At 52.0% G+C, this 17,945-nt stretch carries 11 protein-coding genes; 4 read left to right on the top strand and 7 right to left on the bottom strand.

From position 1 onward, the window contains the following. Window positions 1-398 precede the first annotated feature (398 nt). The 4 genes from KHQ09_RS03195 (at window position 399) to KHQ09_RS03180 (ending at window position 8,045) form a co-directional block, all read left to right on the top strand. Window positions 399-2,498 (top strand): putative bifunctional diguanylate cyclase/phosphodiesterase, encoded by a 2,100-nt coding sequence (locus KHQ09_RS03195; protein WP_213596250.1) that lies wholly within the window; start codon window positions 399-401, stop codon window positions 2,496-2,498. A 111-nt stretch (window positions 2,499-2,609) separates the two neighbouring features. Then, window positions 2,610-2,912 carry a heavy-metal-associated domain-containing protein gene (locus KHQ09_RS03190; protein ID WP_213596248.1) on the top strand — a complete coding sequence of 101 codons (303 nt, stop codon included), beginning with the start codon at window positions 2,610-2,612 and terminating at the stop codon, window positions 2,910-2,912. Window positions 2,913-2,929: 17 nt separating this feature from the next. After that, the gene (locus tag KHQ09_RS03185) at window positions 2,930-5,440 is read left to right on the top strand and encodes a heavy metal translocating P-type ATPase (protein ID WP_213596246.1); all 2,511 of its coding nucleotides are present in this window, start codon (window positions 2,930-2,932) and stop codon (window positions 5,438-5,440) included. Between the two features lie 244 nt (window positions 5,441-5,684). Then, entirely contained in the window at window positions 5,685-8,045 is a 2,361-nt protein-coding gene (locus tag KHQ09_RS03180; RefSeq protein WP_213596244.1) for a glucose/quinate/shikimate family membrane-bound PQQ-dependent dehydrogenase, read from the top strand. 64 nt (window positions 8,046-8,109) lie between these two features. On the opposite strand, the gene KHQ09_RS03175 is transcribed toward KHQ09_RS03180, so the two are convergent. The 7 genes from KHQ09_RS03175 to KHQ09_RS03145 all read right to left on the bottom strand — a co-directional run bounded on the left by KHQ09_RS03175 (window position 8,110) and on the right by KHQ09_RS03145 (window position 17,930). Continuing rightward, window positions 8,110-8,475 carry a DUF779 domain-containing protein gene (locus KHQ09_RS03175; protein WP_022710747.1) on the bottom strand — a complete coding sequence of 122 codons (366 nt, stop codon included), beginning with the start codon at window positions 8,473-8,475 and terminating at the stop codon, window positions 8,110-8,112. A 20-nt stretch (window positions 8,476-8,495) separates the two neighbouring features. Then, entirely contained in the window at window positions 8,496-9,530 is a 1,035-nt protein-coding gene (locus KHQ09_RS03170) for a zinc-dependent alcohol dehydrogenase (protein ID WP_028233590.1), read from the bottom strand. A gap of 262 nt (window positions 9,531-9,792) precedes the next feature. Further along, window positions 9,793-11,310, bottom strand: a complete 1,518-nt coding sequence (gene adh / locus KHQ09_RS03165) for an aldehyde dehydrogenase (protein ID WP_213596243.1) — start codon at window positions 11,308-11,310, stop codon at window positions 9,793-9,795. A gap of 233 nt (window positions 11,311-11,543) precedes the next feature. Beyond that, window positions 11,544-12,545 carry a helix-turn-helix domain-containing protein gene (locus tag KHQ09_RS03160; RefSeq protein WP_213596241.1) on the bottom strand — a complete coding sequence of 334 codons (1,002 nt, stop codon included), beginning with the start codon at window positions 12,543-12,545 and terminating at the stop codon, window positions 11,544-11,546. Between the two features lie 288 nt (window positions 12,546-12,833). Further along, window positions 12,834-14,360, bottom strand: coding sequence for a glycerol-3-phosphate dehydrogenase (glpD, locus tag KHQ09_RS03155; RefSeq protein WP_238481549.1), 1,527 nt, complete (start codon window positions 14,358-14,360; stop codon window positions 12,834-12,836). Between the two features lie 238 nt (window positions 14,361-14,598). Continuing rightward, on the bottom strand, window positions 14,599-15,366 hold the full coding sequence (locus KHQ09_RS03150) for a DeoR/GlpR family DNA-binding transcription regulator (protein WP_213596237.1): 768 nt from the start codon (window positions 15,364-15,366) through the stop codon (window positions 14,599-14,601). 230 nt (window positions 15,367-15,596) lie between these two features. After that, entirely contained in the window at window positions 15,597-17,930 is a 2,334-nt protein-coding gene (locus tag KHQ09_RS03145) for an AGE family epimerase/isomerase (RefSeq protein ID WP_238481548.1), read from the bottom strand. Window positions 17,931-17,945: the final 15 nt, after the last annotated feature.

The raw sequence follows: 17,945 nt of genomic DNA, 5'->3' as shown, positions 1-17,945 counted from the left end.
ATTGCTGATAAAAAAGCAGTCACAAAGACTTCACAAAAACTTCACACAGGCGTTAGCTTTTAGGTAAACAGGCACTCCGAAGCAAGAGATGACAAAGAGCAAAGACGACAAATTCCACCGCCGGATATGCTCCGGCACTGTTCTGCATTCAAAAAAACAAAATTGTAAAAAAACGTCACAAATAATGAAACATCGCCAGAACGATAATTCTCTATATTTTTCAAATAGATGTAATTTTATTCGCTATTTTTCCTCAGAAATATCTGGAAAAAAATTATCGCAGGCTTGTAATGTAGTTTTAAGATTTGTGATGTGTCGTGTAGGCTTATCATGCGGTGTAAACAGCCGCACGGCACTGCCGGGCATGATGTTTGCCAACTAAAAGACACGGAGCCTTTATGACAACTGCCCCGCTGAACAGTCAGATCGACTCCCCGCTGTATTTTCAGCCTGCTTTATCAGAGAATGATTTTCGTTTGCTCTTCACACAGCACCCTATTCCGATGTGGCTGTATGATCCGATTTCGCTCAAATTTTTATTGCTGAATGACGCTGCTTTTGAATTTTACGGCTATACGCCGGAGCAGATGAGCCGGATGACTGTGCTGGATATCCGCCCTGAATCCGAGCACGAACGCATGATCGCTGCCATCCACGCAGAAACTGACTTCGGAAAGCCGCAAATCTGGAAACATCTGAAAGCCAATGGCGAGACAATTGAAGTCATCACCTATGGACGGCGTACAAATTTCAACGATCAGCCTGCAATTCTCGCGATCATTCAGGATCAGACAGAAATCCGCAAAGCGCGCAATGAAATCAGCCAGACCCGCTCATTGCTCGACAGTCTGATTAAAAACCTGCCGATCGGGGTTTTCATTAAAGATATGCAGGATAGCGGGCGCTATGTTCTGTTCAATGAAACAGCCAGTGCCATTACCGGCAAAGAATCTGCGCATGTCATCGGCAAAGCCGATCATCAGGTTTTCAGTGAAGAAGATGCCCGTAATTTTGTCACGCAAGATCAATATGTGATGGAGAGCGACAGTGTTTTCACTGCCGAAAATGAAATTCCGTTACGCAGTCACAGCCGTCATGTGCGGGTGATGAAACGCACAATTCCATCGCAAAACGGAGAAAAACCGCGTTACCTGATCGGGTTGATGGAAGATATCACGGAAGAACAGGCTCTGCAGGCGCATCTGACCTATACGGCCATGCATGACTCGCTGACAAATCTGCCGAACCGGGTCTATTTTTCGCGCCATACGACGGATTTATTCTCCAAAAAGGAAGCAATCCAGAGCCATGCCCTGCTGTTTCTTGATGTCGATCACTTCAAACATATCAATGACAGTATCGGCCATGCGGCAGGCGATGCCCTGCTCTGTCAGGTCGCCCGTCGTCTCAGCGCCTTTCTGAAACCGCAGGATTTTATTGCCCGTCTTGGCGGTGATGAATTTGCGATCATCCATCCTTTTGACCCGGAAAACCCTGATCACCGGCAGGAAATCGGCCATTTTGCCGAAGAAATCACCAATCTGTTCAGCAAACCTTTTCATCTGGACGGCAGTCCTGAATATGTCGGCTGTACCATCGGTGTTGTCATTGCCCCCGAAGATGGTGAGGATATTGATACGCTGTTGCGCAATGCCGATCTGGCGCTTTATGCTGCCAAGGCAGACCGGCGCGGTGTCTACCGTTTTTATGAAAGATCCATGCGCGAGGCAGTCGAAAAACGCCACCGCACCGCGCTGGAATTGCATACCGCTCTGCAAAATAATGAATTTGTGCTGTTTTATCAGCCGATTTTCTCGCTGACGACAGATCTTATTACCGGATGTGAGGCTCTGTTGCGCTGGCAGCACCCGACCCGCGGACTGGTCGCACCGGATGATTTCATTCCGATTGCCGAAGATACCGGTATCATTTCTGCAATCGGTGCCTGGGTTCTGCGGCAGGCCTGTCAGGATGCCATTTCATGGCCGGAGAAAATCAAAGTTTCCGTCAATCTGTCGCCGGTACAGTTTAACAGCCGCAACATGCTGGACATGGTGAAATCCGCCCTTGAAGAAAGCGGCTTGCAGGCCAACCGTCTGGAACTGGAAATCACAGAAACAGTGCTGCTGTCCAATACCGAGCATAATACCGAATTGTTATTCGAATTGCGCAATCTGGGCGTGAGCATTGCCATGGATGATTTTGGCACCGGCTATTCGTCCCTCAATTATTTGCGCACTTTCCCTTTTGATAAGATCAAGATTGATCGCAGTTTTGTGTCCAATATTGATAATGACAAACGCAATCTGGCGATTATTCAGGCTGTGGTTTCTCTAGGCAGCGCATTCAATATTGTAACGACGGCAGAAGGCGTGGAAACACAGGAACAGCTCACGCGCCTGAAAGACGAACAATTCGGTGAGGTACAGGGATTCTTCACCGGAAAACCGATGTCACAGCGCGATGTTTGTGACTTCATCGCGGGATATGACGGATAAAATTACGTAAAATCATATAGTTAAATTAAATATATTTCTTACGGAAAATGTCCTTGACCTTCCCATCATGGGAAGCCCTATCTTCTTGTCAACATCAACAAAAGCGCTGACATGCGCCTGAAACTGACAAGAAAGGCAGGGCTTCCGCAGGCGGGACTTTCCGCACGATCAGCCCTGAAGATCATCATGACACAATCCGTTTCCTCCACTGTTCTGCTCTCTGTTGACGGTATGGGCTGCGGTTCCTGCGTGGCAAAAATTGAGAAAACCGCCAAAGCCGTTGAAGGTGTCAGCACCGTCAGCGTTGATCTGGCGAAGAAGCAAGCCAGCATCGGTTTTTCGGCTCCGGCAGATGCAGCAGCAATTGCCAAAGCCATTGATGCGGCAGGTTACGAAACAAAAATCCTCGGCTAAAGGCAGGAGTTTCTGTCATGACCAAACATAGTCACCCTGAGCAGACACGCTCGGGTCAGCCTGTTGTTACGCTTGATATTGACGGCATGACCTGCGCCTCCTGTGTAGGCCGTGTGGAAAAAGCCTTGCTCGCTTTGCCGGGCGTCAACAGCGCAACAGTCAATCTGGCGACACAGCAGGCCACCGTGCGCTTTGCAGATAAGCCGGATGCAGGCCTTGCTGCCGAAGCTATCAAGAAAGCCGGTTACACCGCGCATATTCCGCAACCACCGGCACAGGTGGTGCTGGAAGTAGATGGCATGACCTGCGCATCCTGTGTCGGACGCGTGGAAAAGACCCTGCAATCCTCTGCCGGCGTTGCTGCAGCCTCCGTTAATCTGGTGACCAAACGCGCCAATATCACGCTCAGTGATCCGTCAGTCACGCCGCAAATGCTGGCGGATATTGTCACCAAAAGCGGTTATCCGGCACAGCCTGTGGCAGCGGCCGCTCCTGCAAGCGGTGCGGAACGCCGTGCAGAGAAAAATGATGCCGAGATTAAAACCCTCAAGCGCGACGTGCTGATCGCCGGTGCTTTAGCACTGCCGGTTTTCATCACGGAAATGGGTTCGCATCTGTTCCCGCCGCTGCATCATTTTATTGCCGGCACAATCGGTACGCAAAACAGCTGGTATCTCCAGTTCATTCTCACAACGCTCGTATTGTTTGGTCCGGGCTTGCGTTTCTTCCGTATCGGTATTCCGGCGCTGTTGCGCGGCGGTCCGGACATGAACTCGCTCGTAGCTGTCGGCACATTGGCAGCATGGGGCTTCTCGGTTGTTGCAACCTTCATGCCCTCTGTCCTGCCAGCGCAAACCGTCAATGTCTATTATGAGGCAGCAGCGGTTATCGTTACGCTGATCCTGATCGGCCGCTGGATGGAAGCCCGCGCCAAAGGCCGCACATCCCATGCCATTGCCCATCTGCTCGGGCTTCAGGCCAAAACCGCGCGTGTGGTGCGTGACGGCGTGGCACAGGATGTTCCGCTGGAGGATGTGCGTGCAGGCGATCTCGTTCTGGTGCGTCCGGGTGAGAAAGTGCCGGTCGATGGTGAGATCACTGAGGGTACGTCTTATATTGATGAATCTATGATTACCGGTGAGCCAATCCCTGCCACGAAAAATGTCGGTGATACGGTTGTCGGTGGTACGGTCAACAAGACCGGCGCCTTCACCTATCGCGCCACCAAGGTTGGTGCGGATATGGTGATCTCGCAGATCATCCGCATGGTGGAAGATGCACAGGCCGATAAGCTGCCGATCCAGAACCTGATCGACAAAGTCACGACATGGTTTGTGCCTGCGGTTATGCTCGCAGCCTTTGTCACCTTCCTGATCTGGTTTATCTTTGGCCCTGAACCGGCCTTCACCTTCGCGCTGGCTAATGCCATTGCCGTGCTGATTATCGCCTGTCCTTGTGCCATGGGTCTGGCAACACCGACCTCGATCATGGTCGGTACCGGTCGCGGTGCGGAAATGGGTGTACTGTTCCGCCGTGGTGATGCCCTGCAAAGCCTGCGCGATGCCGATATTATCGCTTTTGATAAAACCGGCACGCTGACCATTGGCAAACCTGTGCTGTCGCAGTTCCATACATTCGGCAATCAGAATGCTGATGAGATGCTGGCATTGGCAGCCGCATTGGAATCCCGCTCAGAACATCCGATTGCGACTGCTGTGGTACAGGCTGCGGAAGACAAGGGGCTGAAACAACCGGAAGTCAAAGACTTTGAAGCTGTACCGGGCTTCGGCGTCAGTGGCATGGTTGACGGTCAGCCCATCCATGTCGGCGCAGAACGTTTCATGAAAAAGCTCGGCATTGATGTCAGCACCGGTGCAGAGGCCGCAGCGGCAATGACCGCGAAAGCACAATCCGTGCTCTATATGGCACGCGACGGTGCACTGGTCGCCGCCTTCTCCGTGGCGGATGAGCTGAAACCTACAACCAAAGCTACGATTGATGCCCTGCATAAGTTTGGCCTGAAAGTGGCGATGATTACCGGTGACAGCAAAGTCGTGGCCAATGCCATTGCCAAAGAACTCGGCATTGATGAGGTGTCAGCGGAAGTTCTGCCGGATGGTAAAGTGGAAGCACTGAAGCGTCTCGCAGGTTCTGACCGTAAAATCATCTTTGTCGGCGACGGCATCAATGATGCACCGGCACTGGCTGCTGCTGATGTGGGTGTGGCTGTGGGCACCGGTACGGATATCGCAATTGAAAGCGCCGATGTGGTGCTGATGAGCGGCGATCTGACTGCTGTTGTGGATGCGATTGCTCTGTCCAAAGCGACCATCCGCAATATTCGTCAGAACCTGTTCTGGGCGTTTTCCTACAATACCGCGCTCATTCCGGTTGCGGCAGGCCTGCTCTACCCGTTTTACGGCATCCTGCTCTCGCCGGTACTGGCTGCGGCAGCCATGGCACTGTCGAGTATCTTCGTGCTGACCAATGCGCTGCGCCTGCGCAGTTTCACCAGCACACGCCTATAAAAGCACCATCCTCCCAAGGCTAATGCTTTCAAACAAAACGCCGCCCTGTTACGGGCGGCGTTTTAATTGATTAGAGAATTGATTTACTTATTGTTTTACAGAATTTCCTGCGCTTTTTCCTGTCAGAATTAACTGTATCTGCGCCGATTCATTTGTTCTATTTTCAAATAAATGTTTCGAAGCACTTCCCGCTGTGCTTTACTGATCTATATTCTTCCCCATTCAATAAATAAGGGGTAGCATTGTGTTAGTTTCATTAACAGCCATCCTCTTTGCGTTCATAGGCATCGCGCTTGGTTATGGTGGCATAAAACTCGCCCTGCTGGGCGGCAGCCTTTATTACATTATTACAGCGGCCGGTTTCTTACTGACCGCCATACTGCTTTTCACCCGCCGTGCTGCGGCACTCTGGGTCTATGCCCTGATCATTCTCGGCACACTCGGCTGGGCATTTTATGAAGTCGGCTTTGACTGGTGGCCGCTCGGTTCACGCGGCGGCATTATTGTGCTGCTGGGTCTGTGGCTGTTGCTGCCACCGATCCGCAAAGCGCTCAGCCCTGCCAGCAGAGAAGTTGCACCAACGATAGAACAGGCACGTGCAGGCAGCGCCAGTCCTCTGCCGCTGCTGGGGGCAATCGCGGCCGCACTGATTGTTGCCGGTATCTCAATCACCAAAGACCCGCATAATCTCGACGGTTCCCTTCCCACAGAAGCGGTCGCGGCAACACCGGATATGGGCAATACGGTACCGGATGGCGAATGGCATCAATATGGCCGCACGCAATATGGTCAGCGTTATTCACCACTCACACAAATCACACCGGAAAATGTGGTTAGCCTGCAGCTTGCATGGCAGTACCAAACCGGCGATGTGCGCCAGCCGCAGGATGTGACGGAAACCACCTATCAGGTGACACCGCTCAAAATTGAAGACACGCTTTATCTCTGCACGCCGCATAATATTGCCATTGCGCTGGATGCGGATACCGGCAAGGAAAAGTGGCGCTATAACCCTGAGGTCAGCGCCAATACCCAGCGCCAGCACCAGACCTGCCGTGGCGTGACCTATTGGAAAGACCAGAGCGTTGCCGCAGATCAGGCCTGTTATGAGCGGGTTTATCTGCCGACATCGGATGCGCATCTGATTGCACTGGATGCCAAAACCGGCCGGATTTGCGAGAGTTTTGCCGAAAAAGGCGTGCTCGATCTGACCCGCGGTATGAAATATAATCCGTCCGGCTATTATTACTCCACCTCCCCGCCAACTGCGATGGACGGAAAAATCATCGTCGGCGGCGCGGTGAATGATAATTTCTCGACGCAGGAACAGTCGGGCGTTATCCGCGCCTTTGATATTCTCACCGGCCAGTTGTTGTGGAACTGGGATTCCGGTAATCCTGATGTCACCACACCGATTGCGGACGGTGAGCATTACACCACCAATTCACCGAATAGCTGGTCGGTGTTCAGCGCTGATGAAAATCTCGGCCTGATCTATATACCGCTCGGTAATCAGGTGCCGGATCAGCTCGGCATGGGGCGCAGTGAGGCGGTAGAGAAATATTCTTCCTCCATCACAGCTCTGGATGTAAAAACCGGTCAGGTGCGCTGGGTACGCCAGACTGTGCATCATGATCTCTGGGATATGGACGTGCCTGCTCAGCCCGTGTTGCTCGACATTACCAATAAGAGCGGGCAAGCTGTGCCCGCACTGGTTGGTCCAACCAAGCAGGGCGATATTTATGTGCTCGACCGGCGTACCGGTGAAGCGATTATTCCTGTGACCGAAGTTGCAGCCCCGACAGGTGCAATACCGGAAGACTTCTCCGCACCGACACAGCCGCTTTCCGGTCTCAGCTTCAATCCTCCGCCGCTGACGGAAGCCAATATGTGGGGGGCAACGATGTTCGATCAGCTTGCCTGCCGCATCCAGTTCCGCTCGCTGCGCTATGAGGGTCGTTACACCCCGCCTTCCCTGCAGGGTACAATTGTCTATCCCGGCAATTTCGGCGTCTTTAACTGGGGTAGCGTGGCGGTTGATCCGAAACGTCAGGTGATGTTCGGTATGCCGACCTATCTGGCCTTCACTTCTCGCCTTGTGCCTGCGGATCAGATACCGCCGAAAGGTGAGGATGAAAAAGCCAGTGAACAGGGGCTGAACCGTAATGACGGCGCACCTTACGGCGTATTTATGGGGCCGCTCCTGTCACCGCTTGGCATTCCGTGCCAATCGCCGCCATGGGGCTATGTGGCCGGTGTTGACCTGCGCACAGGCAAGATCGCCTATAAACATAAAAACGGCACGGTAGAAGATATGGCACCGGTGCCAATTCCGCTGAAACTCGGCGTGCCGGGTATCGGCGGACCGATGATTACCGCAGGCGGCGTTGCCTTCCTCGGCGCAGCGGTTGACGATTATCTACGCGCCTATGACCTCACCACCGGTAAGCAACTCTGGCAGACACGTCTGCCTGCGGGTGGCCAGTCCACACCGATGAGCTATACCGGCAAAGACGGCAAACAATATGTGCTGATCGTTGCCGGTGGTCATGGTTCAGTCGGCACTAAAGCCGGTGATTATGTGATGTCTTACAAGCTGCCATAAGCCATACAGACATATAAAAAAGGGCGGAATTTCCGCCCTTTTTTACGTCACGCCTTGGGAGCAATTAAATCGTACAAATGGTCGAGCGGGTCAGAAAACGCACTTCACGGCCATTATCGAGCGAGAACATACCGCCCCGCCCCGGCACCACATCAATAATCAGATCCGTATGTTTCCATGCTTCATATTGCGAGCGGCTGATATAAAACGGCGCACCGCCAATTTCACCCAATTGCACATCCTGATCGCCGATCAGAAAATCACCTTGTGCATAACACATCGGCGATGAACCATCACAGCAACCGCCGGACTGATGAAACATCACAGGGCCATATTCTGCCTGCAATTCGGCAATCAGTTTGAGGGCGTCAGGCGTCGCAGTCACTTTGTTCAGCGGCGCTGTATTCGTGTTCATTTCTGCTTCAGTCATGACGCCCTCCTGTTTGTGGGCTATTTGGTCATATCCATCACGATACGGCCTTCGATTTCACCTTTGCGCATCTTGTCGAAAATCGCGTTGATATTCTCCAGCCTGTCAGTGCTGATCGTCGCCTTCACTTTACCATCTGCAGCGAAATCAAGCGACTCCTGTAAATCCAGCCTTGTGCCAACAATGGAACCGCGCAATGTCACGCCATTCAGCACCATGTTGAAAATCGACACCGGAAACTCACCGGCAGGCAGACCGTTGAAAGCAATCGTGCCGCCACGCGACATCATCCCCAGCGCCTGCTGAAACGCTTTTGGCGAGACCGCTGTCACCAGTGCGCCCTGCGCACCGCCATCGGTCAGTTTTTTCACTTCAGCTGCCGGATCATTACTGGTTTTGGCATTGACGGTTGCAACTGCACCCAGCCGTCGCGCCAGATCAAGTTTGGCGTCATCAATATCGACAGCCACAACATTGAGCCCCATGGCTTTGGCATATTGCACCGCCATATGGCCAAGCCCGCCGATACCGGAAATCACCATCCAGTCACCAGGTTTGGTATCCGTGACTTTCAGCCCTTTATAAACAGTCACACCAGCGCAGAGTACCGGCGCGATTTCGTTAAACTCGATATTCTTCGGTAAATGACCGACAAAATTCGGATCAGCCACCACATAATCGGCAAAGCCGCCATTCACAGAATAGCCGGTATTTTCCTGAGATTCACACAAGGTCTCCCAACCACCGAGACAATGATTGCAATAGCCGCAAGCCGTATAAAGCCACGGAATACCAACGCGGTCACCTTCCTTGACATGTTTGACACCGGCACCAACGCCGGAGACATAGCCCACACCTTCATGTCCCGGAATAAATGGCGGATTTGGTTTCACCGGCCAATCGCCTTCAGCCGCATGAAGATCGGTGTGACAGACACCGGATGCCTGAATAGCAACCTGAATTTGCCCCGGCCCCGGAACGGGTATCGGCACTTCATCAATTGTCAGGGGTTTTCCGAATTCACGTACAACAGCGGCTTTCATAGTTTTTGCCATAACAATCTCCTTTGGCAGAAAGAGAGGCACTCCTTCTGCTCCATTCATGACACCAACATTACGGAAAGTCGGCGAGCCGGATTGACCGGATCACCGTGGCTGAAGCATTTCACAATCAGGCCGGATCAGCCTGACAGCCGTGGAATGCAACCACATTCAGAACGTTTGCAACGCATCCTACTCACTGCGTTCGCTCTCATTTTTTGTTATGCATATCTCCCCCGAAACCGGTCATGGCTTCGGGGGAGATCATTTCGTCAGATCAGAAGAAGCCCAGTTTTTTAGGGCTGTAGCTCACCAGCATATTTTTGGTCTGCTGGTAATGATCGAGCATTTTCAGGTGATTTTCGCGCCCTATTCCGGATTGTTTGTAACCACCAAAGGCCGCATGCGCCGGATAAGCATGGTAGCAGTTTGTCCAGACACGCCCTGCCTGAATACCACGGCCAAAGCGGTAAGCACGGTTGCCATTACGAGTCCACACACCGGAACCAAGGCCATAAAGCGTGTCATTGGCAATCGACAGCGCTTCCTCATCCGTTTTAAAGGTCGTAACGGAAACCACAGGACCGAAGATTTCTTCCTGAAAAATTCGCATCTTATTATGACCTTTGAATACCGTCGGCTTCACATAAAAACCGCCGGCCAGATCACCGCCAAGCTGGTTACGCTCGCCACCGGTCAGCACTTCCGCGCCTTCCTGACGACCGATATCCATATAGCTGAGGATTTTTTCCAGCTGTTCCTGCGAGGCCTGCGCGCCGATCATGGTTGCCGGATTGAGCGGGTCACCCTGCACAATCGCTTCTACCCGTTTCAGAGCTTTTTCCATGAATTTATCGTAGATTTTTTCATGGATCAGCGCACGGCTCGGGCAGGTACAGACCTCACCCTGATTGAGCGCAAACATTACAAAGCCTTCAATGGCTTTGTCGAGATAGTCATCATCTTCCGCGGTCACATCTTCAAAAAAGATATTCGGCGATTTACCGCCCAGCTCCAGCGTGACCGGAATGAGATTCTGACTGGCATATTGCATAATCAGACGGCCGGTGGTGGTTTCACCGGTAAAGGCGATTTTGGCAATACGCGGGCTGGAAGCCAAAGGCTTACCGGCCTCAAGGCCGAAACCGTTGACAATATTCAGCACACCGGCAGGCAAAAGATCACCGATCAGTTCCGCCAGCACCAGAATAGAAGCCGGTGTCTGCTCAGCCGGTTTCAGCACCACGCAGTTACCTGCAGCCAGTGCCGGTGCCAGTTTCCACACCGCCATCAGGATCGGGAAGTTCCACGGAATAATCTGCCCGACCACACCCAAAGGTTCATGGAAGTGATAGGCGACTGTATCGTGATCGATTTCAGAGATGCCACCTTCCTGCGCACGGATAGCACCGGCAAAATAGCGGAAATGGTCAATCGCCAGCGGCATATCGGCATTGGTGGTTTCGCGGATCGGCTTGCCGTTGTCCCAGGTTTCAGCTTCGGCGAGCAGTGCCAGATTATCCTGCATCCGGTCAGCGATTTTGTTGAGGATCAGCGCACGTTCTGCGGCACTGGTGCGTCCCCATGCTTCTTTCGCAGCGTGGGCGGCATCAAGCGCCAATTCCACATCCGCTGCATCGGAACGGGCAATCTCGCAGAGAACCTGTCCGTTGACCGGTGAAATATTCTCAAAATAACGTCCGGATTTCGGTTCGACCCATTTGCCGCCGATGAAATTGCCATAGCGTTTGGCAAATTCAGGATGAACAGTCCGGTTTACTTCAACCTTGTTCATTGTCTCTCTCCCTGTTTCTCGCTCAGTCATGGCATTTACATCTCTCCTCAGATGCAAATGCCTGAACTCACAAATAATGTTGCGGGAAATACGCAGCTTGTCATGAGGCCAGCGGAGCACTCATCACAAACGCTTGCCCGCAATGTCGCAAGAATGAGACAGTTTGAGAGATGGCTTTAAGTTCGTGCATCCCGTCCAAAAAACATTTCACATCTTCCGGAATGCCGCGCGGCTCAGCCGTTTCGTCTGATTTGCAAACGGTTAAGCTTACGATGCAGGGTTGCACGGCTCATGCCAAGAATTTTGGCTGCCGAGGAAATTTTACCCTCAGCCCGTGCAAGGGCGCGGATAATGACACCGCGTTCAGCTTCGGCCATATCCATATCCTGCTCAGCCAGCGTTCCGAAGAAATCGGCCGCAGGAACCGGATCTTTCAACCCGTCTTCGCCCAACCCCAGTGCCAGACGTGCGGAACGGCTGGCACCAATCACCATATCATCACGATCAATTGCCAGCAGTGCACCGCTGTTATGCTCAGTGACAGGCGCCAGAACAATACGGGCTTTCTGGAAATGATAGCGGAAATAATCTGTCTCAATCTTGCGTGCCGCGTCATTCACCGCAGCAAAAATCAACCCTGCATAGGCCTCAGTCAGGTCAGACCGGCAGGAGGATACATCGAGCACCGCAACAAGCTGCCCTGTATGATCGTGGATCGGGGCAACAGAGCAGGAAAGCCCTGCATTTCTTGCATGAAAATGCTGTTCACGGTGGATTGTCACTGCGCGTTGCTCGACAATACAGGTGCCAATGCCGTTGGTGCCCTCACAGGCTTCACTCCAGACGGCACCCGTCCATAGACCCCATTTATGAAATGTCTTATCGTCCGCAACAGCCCCGCGCCGCTCCACCGGCACACCATTACCGTCAGCCAGCAATACACAACAACCGATACCGCCAACCGACAGGAACAGACGATCCAGCACCGGTTGTGCCAGATGGGTCAGCGGCTCGACATATTCCTGCACTTCGCGCAGTTTCTGAGCGGTGATAGTTTGGGGTTTGCCGGGATCCTGCGGCTTGAGACCATGCAAACGGGCAGAGCGCTGCCATGAGGCAACGAGGGCCGAGCGCGCCGCACCACTGCCGCGAATGGCAGAGTGAACCCGCTCCGCATGAGCGCTGAAGACTGACTGACCTGCCGCGGCGGATATTTCGCCTGACTGAATGCTCATCGGCTGCTCCTCAGAGCAGTTTCAGGAAAAGTGTTTACGGTTTTCCGTTCGAAACTGCGTAATACAAAGAGATAGAGCGGTTTTCTGCATCCAAACATCTGTCAAAATGAAAACTGCTCTTATGCTTCACTCAGTGTCTGCACAGAGAATGGTAGTCCAGATTTATGCTGCTGTGAAGAGCATGAAGATGAGACCCAAAGGAGGAGAAACTATGGCTGTAAAAACAAACACCGCAGCCGGAAGTTTCCTGCTGCGGTGTGAAACTACAAGTGGATAATATGAAAAGCGTTACGCCGCTTCCTCATGGTAACCGGTTTCGGTTTTCATAAACTGATCCAGCGCCGCGATCTCGCTTGCCGTCATGACCAGTCCGCGCTTGCTACGCCGCCAGACAATATCTTCTGCGGTCAGTGCCCATTCCTGCACCATCATATAACGCACTTCAACTTCATAAAGATCGGCACCAAAATGCTGACCGAGATCTTTATAATCCGCTGCATTGCCCAAAATCCACTGCGCACGCGTACCATACATACGGAACAGACGTGCCGCATGAGATGGCGTCAGAAAAGGATAATGGATGCTAAGCTTCGCGCTCATCCGGCCAAAATCCTGTACCGGAAAGTCACCACCCGGCAATGGCGCCTTATGTGTCCATGACGCACCTTTTTTACCGAGAAAATGCTCGATCTTCTGCATCATATGCTCGGATAAACGGCGATAGGTTGTGATTTTACCGCCGAAAATATTAATCAGCGGTGCTTTATTCTCACCGGCATCGTCTTTCAGCACATAATCGCGCGTGGCTTCCTGCGCCTTATCGGCTCCGTCATCATAGAGCGGACGGACACCGGAATAAGCCCAGACAATATCTTCGCGCTTTACCGGTTCGCGGAAATATTCACTGGCGGCAGAGCACAGATAATCGCTCTCGGCATCAGTAATTTCTAATTTCGCCGGATCACCGTGATAGTCCTGATCCGTTGTGCCGATCAGCGTAAAATCATTTTCATAAGGAATAGCAAAAATGATGCGCCCGTCATTATTCTGGAAGAAATAAGAACGATCGCCGTCGAATTTCTTACGCACCACAATATGGCTGCCCTGCACAAGACGCACATTATGCACCTCGGACAGACCTTCCACACCGGCAAGCACACGGTCAACCCACGGGCCGGCAGCATTCACCACGAGCTTTGATGTCACCTCACTGGTTTTGCCCGAGCGCAAATCCAGCAATGTCAAATGCCAGATATCAGCAGTGCGCCGTGCGGCAATGACTTTGGTGCGGGTGCGGATTGTTGCACCGCGTTCTTTAGCATCCATCGCATTGAGTGCCACAAAACGTGCATCATCAACCCATGCATCGGAATATTCAAAAGCCTTGGTGAACATGTCTTTCAGCGGTGCCGCAGCCTTATCGGTTTTCATATTCAAGGTGCGGGTTGCAGGCAGCAATTTACGCCCGCCAATATGGTCGTACAGGAACAATCCCAGTCGCAACAGCCAAGCCGGACGCACACCGCCGCGATGATAAGGCAGAATGAAACGCATTGGCTTGACCACATGCGGGGCATTAGCCCAGATCACTTCGCGCTCCATCAGGGCTTCACGTACCAGCCGGAATTCATAATGCTCCAGATAGCGCAATCCGCCATGAATAAGTTTGGTTGCACGGGAAGATGTACCGCTTGCCAGATCTTTCATTTCGGCCAGACCGGTGCGGAAACCACGCCCTGCGGCATCGCGGGCAATGCCGCAGCCATTAATACCGCCGCCAATAATGAAAATATCGTAGTCCGTATTTGCAACCACGTCGCAAGCTCCGCCGAAAATCATGTCAATTCAATACGTAACTGCTTGAAGCACGATAAATTGACACGGCTGTGACACATGAAAAACGGCGCACCGGAATCGTCTTCAATCCGGCATCATCCGCAATATGAAAGCAATATAGTAAAAAACGAAACTAAATCGAGCGAAAAAACGAAACTTCACAAAAATAAGAACGCGCAAAAAACTTATGCAGTCGCGAGATAAAACCTATCAGGTCTTAAAGTTTCAAAGCTTCAATCAGTTGCACATCATGATCGGCGCAAATCTGACGCAATGACGGTTCAATGCACTGATCGGTGATGAAAGTATCAATCTGCGATAAATGCCCCATTCGCACAGGTGCACTGCGTTCCATTTTGGTGGAGTCCGCAACCAGAATAATATGACGGGCATTGGCGATAATCGCCTGCGCAACCTTTACCTCGCGATAGTCAAAATCGAGCAATGCACCATCGGCATCAATCGCTGAAACGCCAATAATTGCATAATCCACTTTGAACTGACGGATGAAATCAACTGCCGCCTCACCGACAATGCCACCATCACTGGCGCGCACAACACCACCGGCAATAATGACTTCCAGCCCTGAATAGACGCGTAAGCGACTGGCGACATTGATATTATTGGTAATCACCATCAGCTGATTATGCGACAGTAAATGCTGGCTCACGGCCTCAGTAGTCGTGCCGATATTGATGAAAAGCGATGCGCCTTCCGGTATCAATGCAGCTGCGGCCTGACCGATTGCCTGTTTTTCCGAGGCTGCAATCTGCCTACGCGCTTCATATTCCAGATTCTCCACGCCGGAGGGAAACAGTGCTCCGCCATGGGTACGGGTCAGCAATTGCGCACGGCACAAATCATTGAGATCTTTACGGATTGTCTGCGGGCTGACCTGAAATTGTTCAGCCAGATCATCAACCAGCACCTGACCTTTCAGCTTAGCCTGTTCCAGAATGGCACGATGACGCGGAGAGTGCTGCATAAAAATCTGCCTGATTTTACCCATTAAACGGACAAAACGTGCCTGATGCGGATTTATCCTCCGCGCCCGCTCTGATTGTTTTTGAACGCGGCTTCAGGAAATCCGGCTCTCGCTTCTCCTGAAACAGCTTTGCATGTCAGGATAACTAATCAGTGGCTGAACACAAGCAGATCAACCTCATATTCAAATAAGTTTGTTTTGTATCAGCATAATTCCACAGACAATTCCTTTCAGACTGACATAGCTATCCTCTCAGCTATACCTGACTTGCCCGTCATAGATGTGTCAGCTGCTTTAGCTGTGACTTGCAAATATAAAGTCAGCGCACTGACCAGATGATAGAGGATTGAAGCCGGTACATGACCGGAGCAGTTGGTTCCGCTCTTATTAACGCGGTCAATCCACAAACCGCATTTTGCAGGATGTAGGTGCCAACGAAACAAAGTGGCGATGCGTGTTTCGATTTCCGGTTTCATATCCTGACCATTATAGCCATCAAGCATGATCGCGGCTTTAATCGCCTCACATTGCTGCCAGCTGCGGCTGCCGCTATCTACCAGCCTGCCCTCGCGCGACACCACATTATAGGCCAGTCCTGTCGTCCGGTTAATGCCGCTGGAAATCGCATTACTATACAAACGGTGCGCCATCCGCTGTGTATTTTGGCAACCGGTGCGATTGGCATAATCACTGAGCAACGCTGCCCATTCAAAAGCATGGCCGGGCTCCGTATGGTCGCCACGCTCATCCAGCATCCGCTGCCAGTTTGCAGTGAAATATTCACCCAAACACCAATAATCACGATCAAAAAAGTAATAGTCACACAGAGCTACAATCTCGGCTGCACGACGGAGAAACATAAGATCTCCGCTCACCTCGTGCCATGCCAGACAGGCTTCGAGATAATGCATATGCGCATTGCTGCTGAGTATAGCCTGCGGATTAGCGTGGTCAGCAGATGTTTCGTAGAAACCGCCTTTTGGGTAAGCCAATCTGGCATCCAGAAATGCAAGAGTCTCCTGCGCCAATTGCAGAGCCTGATTATGTCCGGCCTGATGAGCATAGCTCAGTGCAAGCAGCATACAGGTCTGATCGTAGAAATTTTCCTGACTTTCCGCCACACTGCCATCAGCATGAAATGACTGCACCCAGCCGCCATTGCGACTGCGCCCTTTTGCCTGCATGAAGAGCAGACCATGAGCAATCAGACCAGCAGCCTCCCCGCTCCATCCCGCCTGAGAACTTTTCGCAAAAGCATAAATCTGCCGTGCCATTGTCCGTGAACGGCGAAGGCCTGCAACCGGCAACCCCTGCATAGAAAGGCTTTCATAGAAACCGCCATGGTGATGATCGGCACCACGTACAGACCAGAGGGGCAGTGCCTGTTCAAATAACCAGTCCTGCACCTTTTGCCGGTGCGTACCCGACAGAGAAATGGGTGCTTCATAATATAATTCTGCACGATTTTGCTGCGTCAGCTGCCTGACAATGGCCTGCACATGCTGGCTCTGTGCCAGCGGAGCCACAAAGGTTGCATCCTTAGTGGCAATAACAGCCATATCATTCAGGCCGGACACTGCGAGCAATCCGCGTTCACTGCGGATATAATTGTTGTTGCAATCATGGGCGATCACGTCCCCACACAGCACATTGCCGCAACTATCCTGCGGTTGATGTTGGAGCAAAGAGTGCCATGAGCCGAGATCACTCCAGCGGAATGAAGCCGGTATCAGCACACGTCTGCCTGCTTTTTCCATAATCGCATGATCGAAGGAAATCGCTGGCACAGACTGATAGAGATGTTCCGGTAATCTTATCGCATTATCATCGCGCTCTGCCTTATCAAGTGCAGCCTGCGCAGCCAGCCAGATATCCGGTGCATATTGCAGAAAGCTGTCCCGCATAGTGCTGGCACGAAACAAGAATATGCCGGAATTCCAGAAGTAATTTCCCTGCCGGATGAAGGACAATGCACTGTCATAATCCGGTTTCTCAGTAAATCGACTGATAACATAGCCAGTGCCGTGCGGTTCACAGGCCTGAATATAACCATAGCCGGTTTCCGGCCGTTCCGGCAAAAGCCCGAATGTAACAATCGCTCCTTGCGCAGCAGCAGGAACTCCCTGCGCTACGCTCTGCCAAAACTGCTCTGTAGTCGATATTTCATGATCTGCCGGACAAAGCAGGATCAAAGCATCATCACTGCCCGATAATGCAGACAGCGAGGCCAGTGCTGCAACCGCAGCGGTATTACGCGCCACAGGCTCTAAGATTGTCCTGATATCCCCCACATCAGACATAGCAGAAATTATTTCTGCAATTTGCTCGGAATGAGCCTGTGCACCGATCACAGAAATTCTGTTCTCGGGAGCAAATTGCAGGCGCTTTAAAGTCGCGAGCAACAGGCTCTCATCGCCGGACAGGCGATGAAATTGTTTGGGCCTGTCACTTCTGGAGAGCGGCCATAAACGTGAGCCACTGCCGCCGCACATCACAAAACTCAACAACGGCAAATTCGTATGATTAATTACGTTGAACTTTCCGTTTTCCCGATCAAAAGCCATAGCCAACGCCCCCGC

The organism is Pseudochrobactrum algeriensis, assembly GCF_018436245.1.
GTDB classification, from domain to species: Bacteria; Pseudomonadota; Alphaproteobacteria; order Rhizobiales; family Rhizobiaceae; genus Pseudochrobactrum; species Pseudochrobactrum saccharolyticum.
Note: the sequence above shows the minus strand (reverse complement) of the source record. Positions and strands in the feature narration are given on the sequence as shown.

What these genes read in the sequence shown, in the direction of transcription:
- KHQ09_RS03145 (WP_238481548.1), bottom strand. Translation starts at nt 17,930, where the DNA reads ATGGCTTTTGATCGGGAAAACGGAAAGTTCAACGTAATTAATCATACG.
- KHQ09_RS03160 (WP_213596241.1), bottom strand. Translation starts at nt 12,545, where the DNA reads ATGAGCATTCAGTCAGGCGAAATATCCGCCGCGGCAGGTCAGTCAGTC.
- KHQ09_RS03175 (WP_022710747.1), bottom strand. Translation starts at nt 8,475, where the DNA reads ATGACTGAAGCAGAAATGAACACGAATACAGCGCCGCTGAACAAAGTG.
- KHQ09_RS03195 (WP_213596250.1), top strand. Translation starts at nt 399, where the DNA reads ATGACAACTGCCCCGCTGAACAGTCAGATCGACTCCCCGCTGTATTTT.
- KHQ09_RS03150 (WP_213596237.1), bottom strand. Translation starts at nt 15,366, where the DNA reads ATGCAGCACTCTCCGCGTCATCGTGCCATTCTGGAACAGGCTAAGCTG.
- adh (WP_213596243.1), bottom strand. Translation starts at nt 11,310, where the DNA reads ATGAACAAGGTTGAAGTAAACCGGACTGTTCATCCTGAATTTGCCAAA.
- KHQ09_RS03170 (WP_028233590.1), bottom strand. Translation starts at nt 9,530, where the DNA reads ATGGCAAAAACTATGAAAGCCGCTGTTGTACGTGAATTCGGAAAACCC.
- KHQ09_RS03185 (WP_213596246.1), top strand. Translation starts at nt 2,930, where the DNA reads ATGACCAAACATAGTCACCCTGAGCAGACACGCTCGGGTCAGCCTGTT.
- KHQ09_RS03190 (WP_213596248.1), top strand. Translation starts at nt 2,610, where the DNA reads ATGCGCCTGAAACTGACAAGAAAGGCAGGGCTTCCGCAGGCGGGACTT.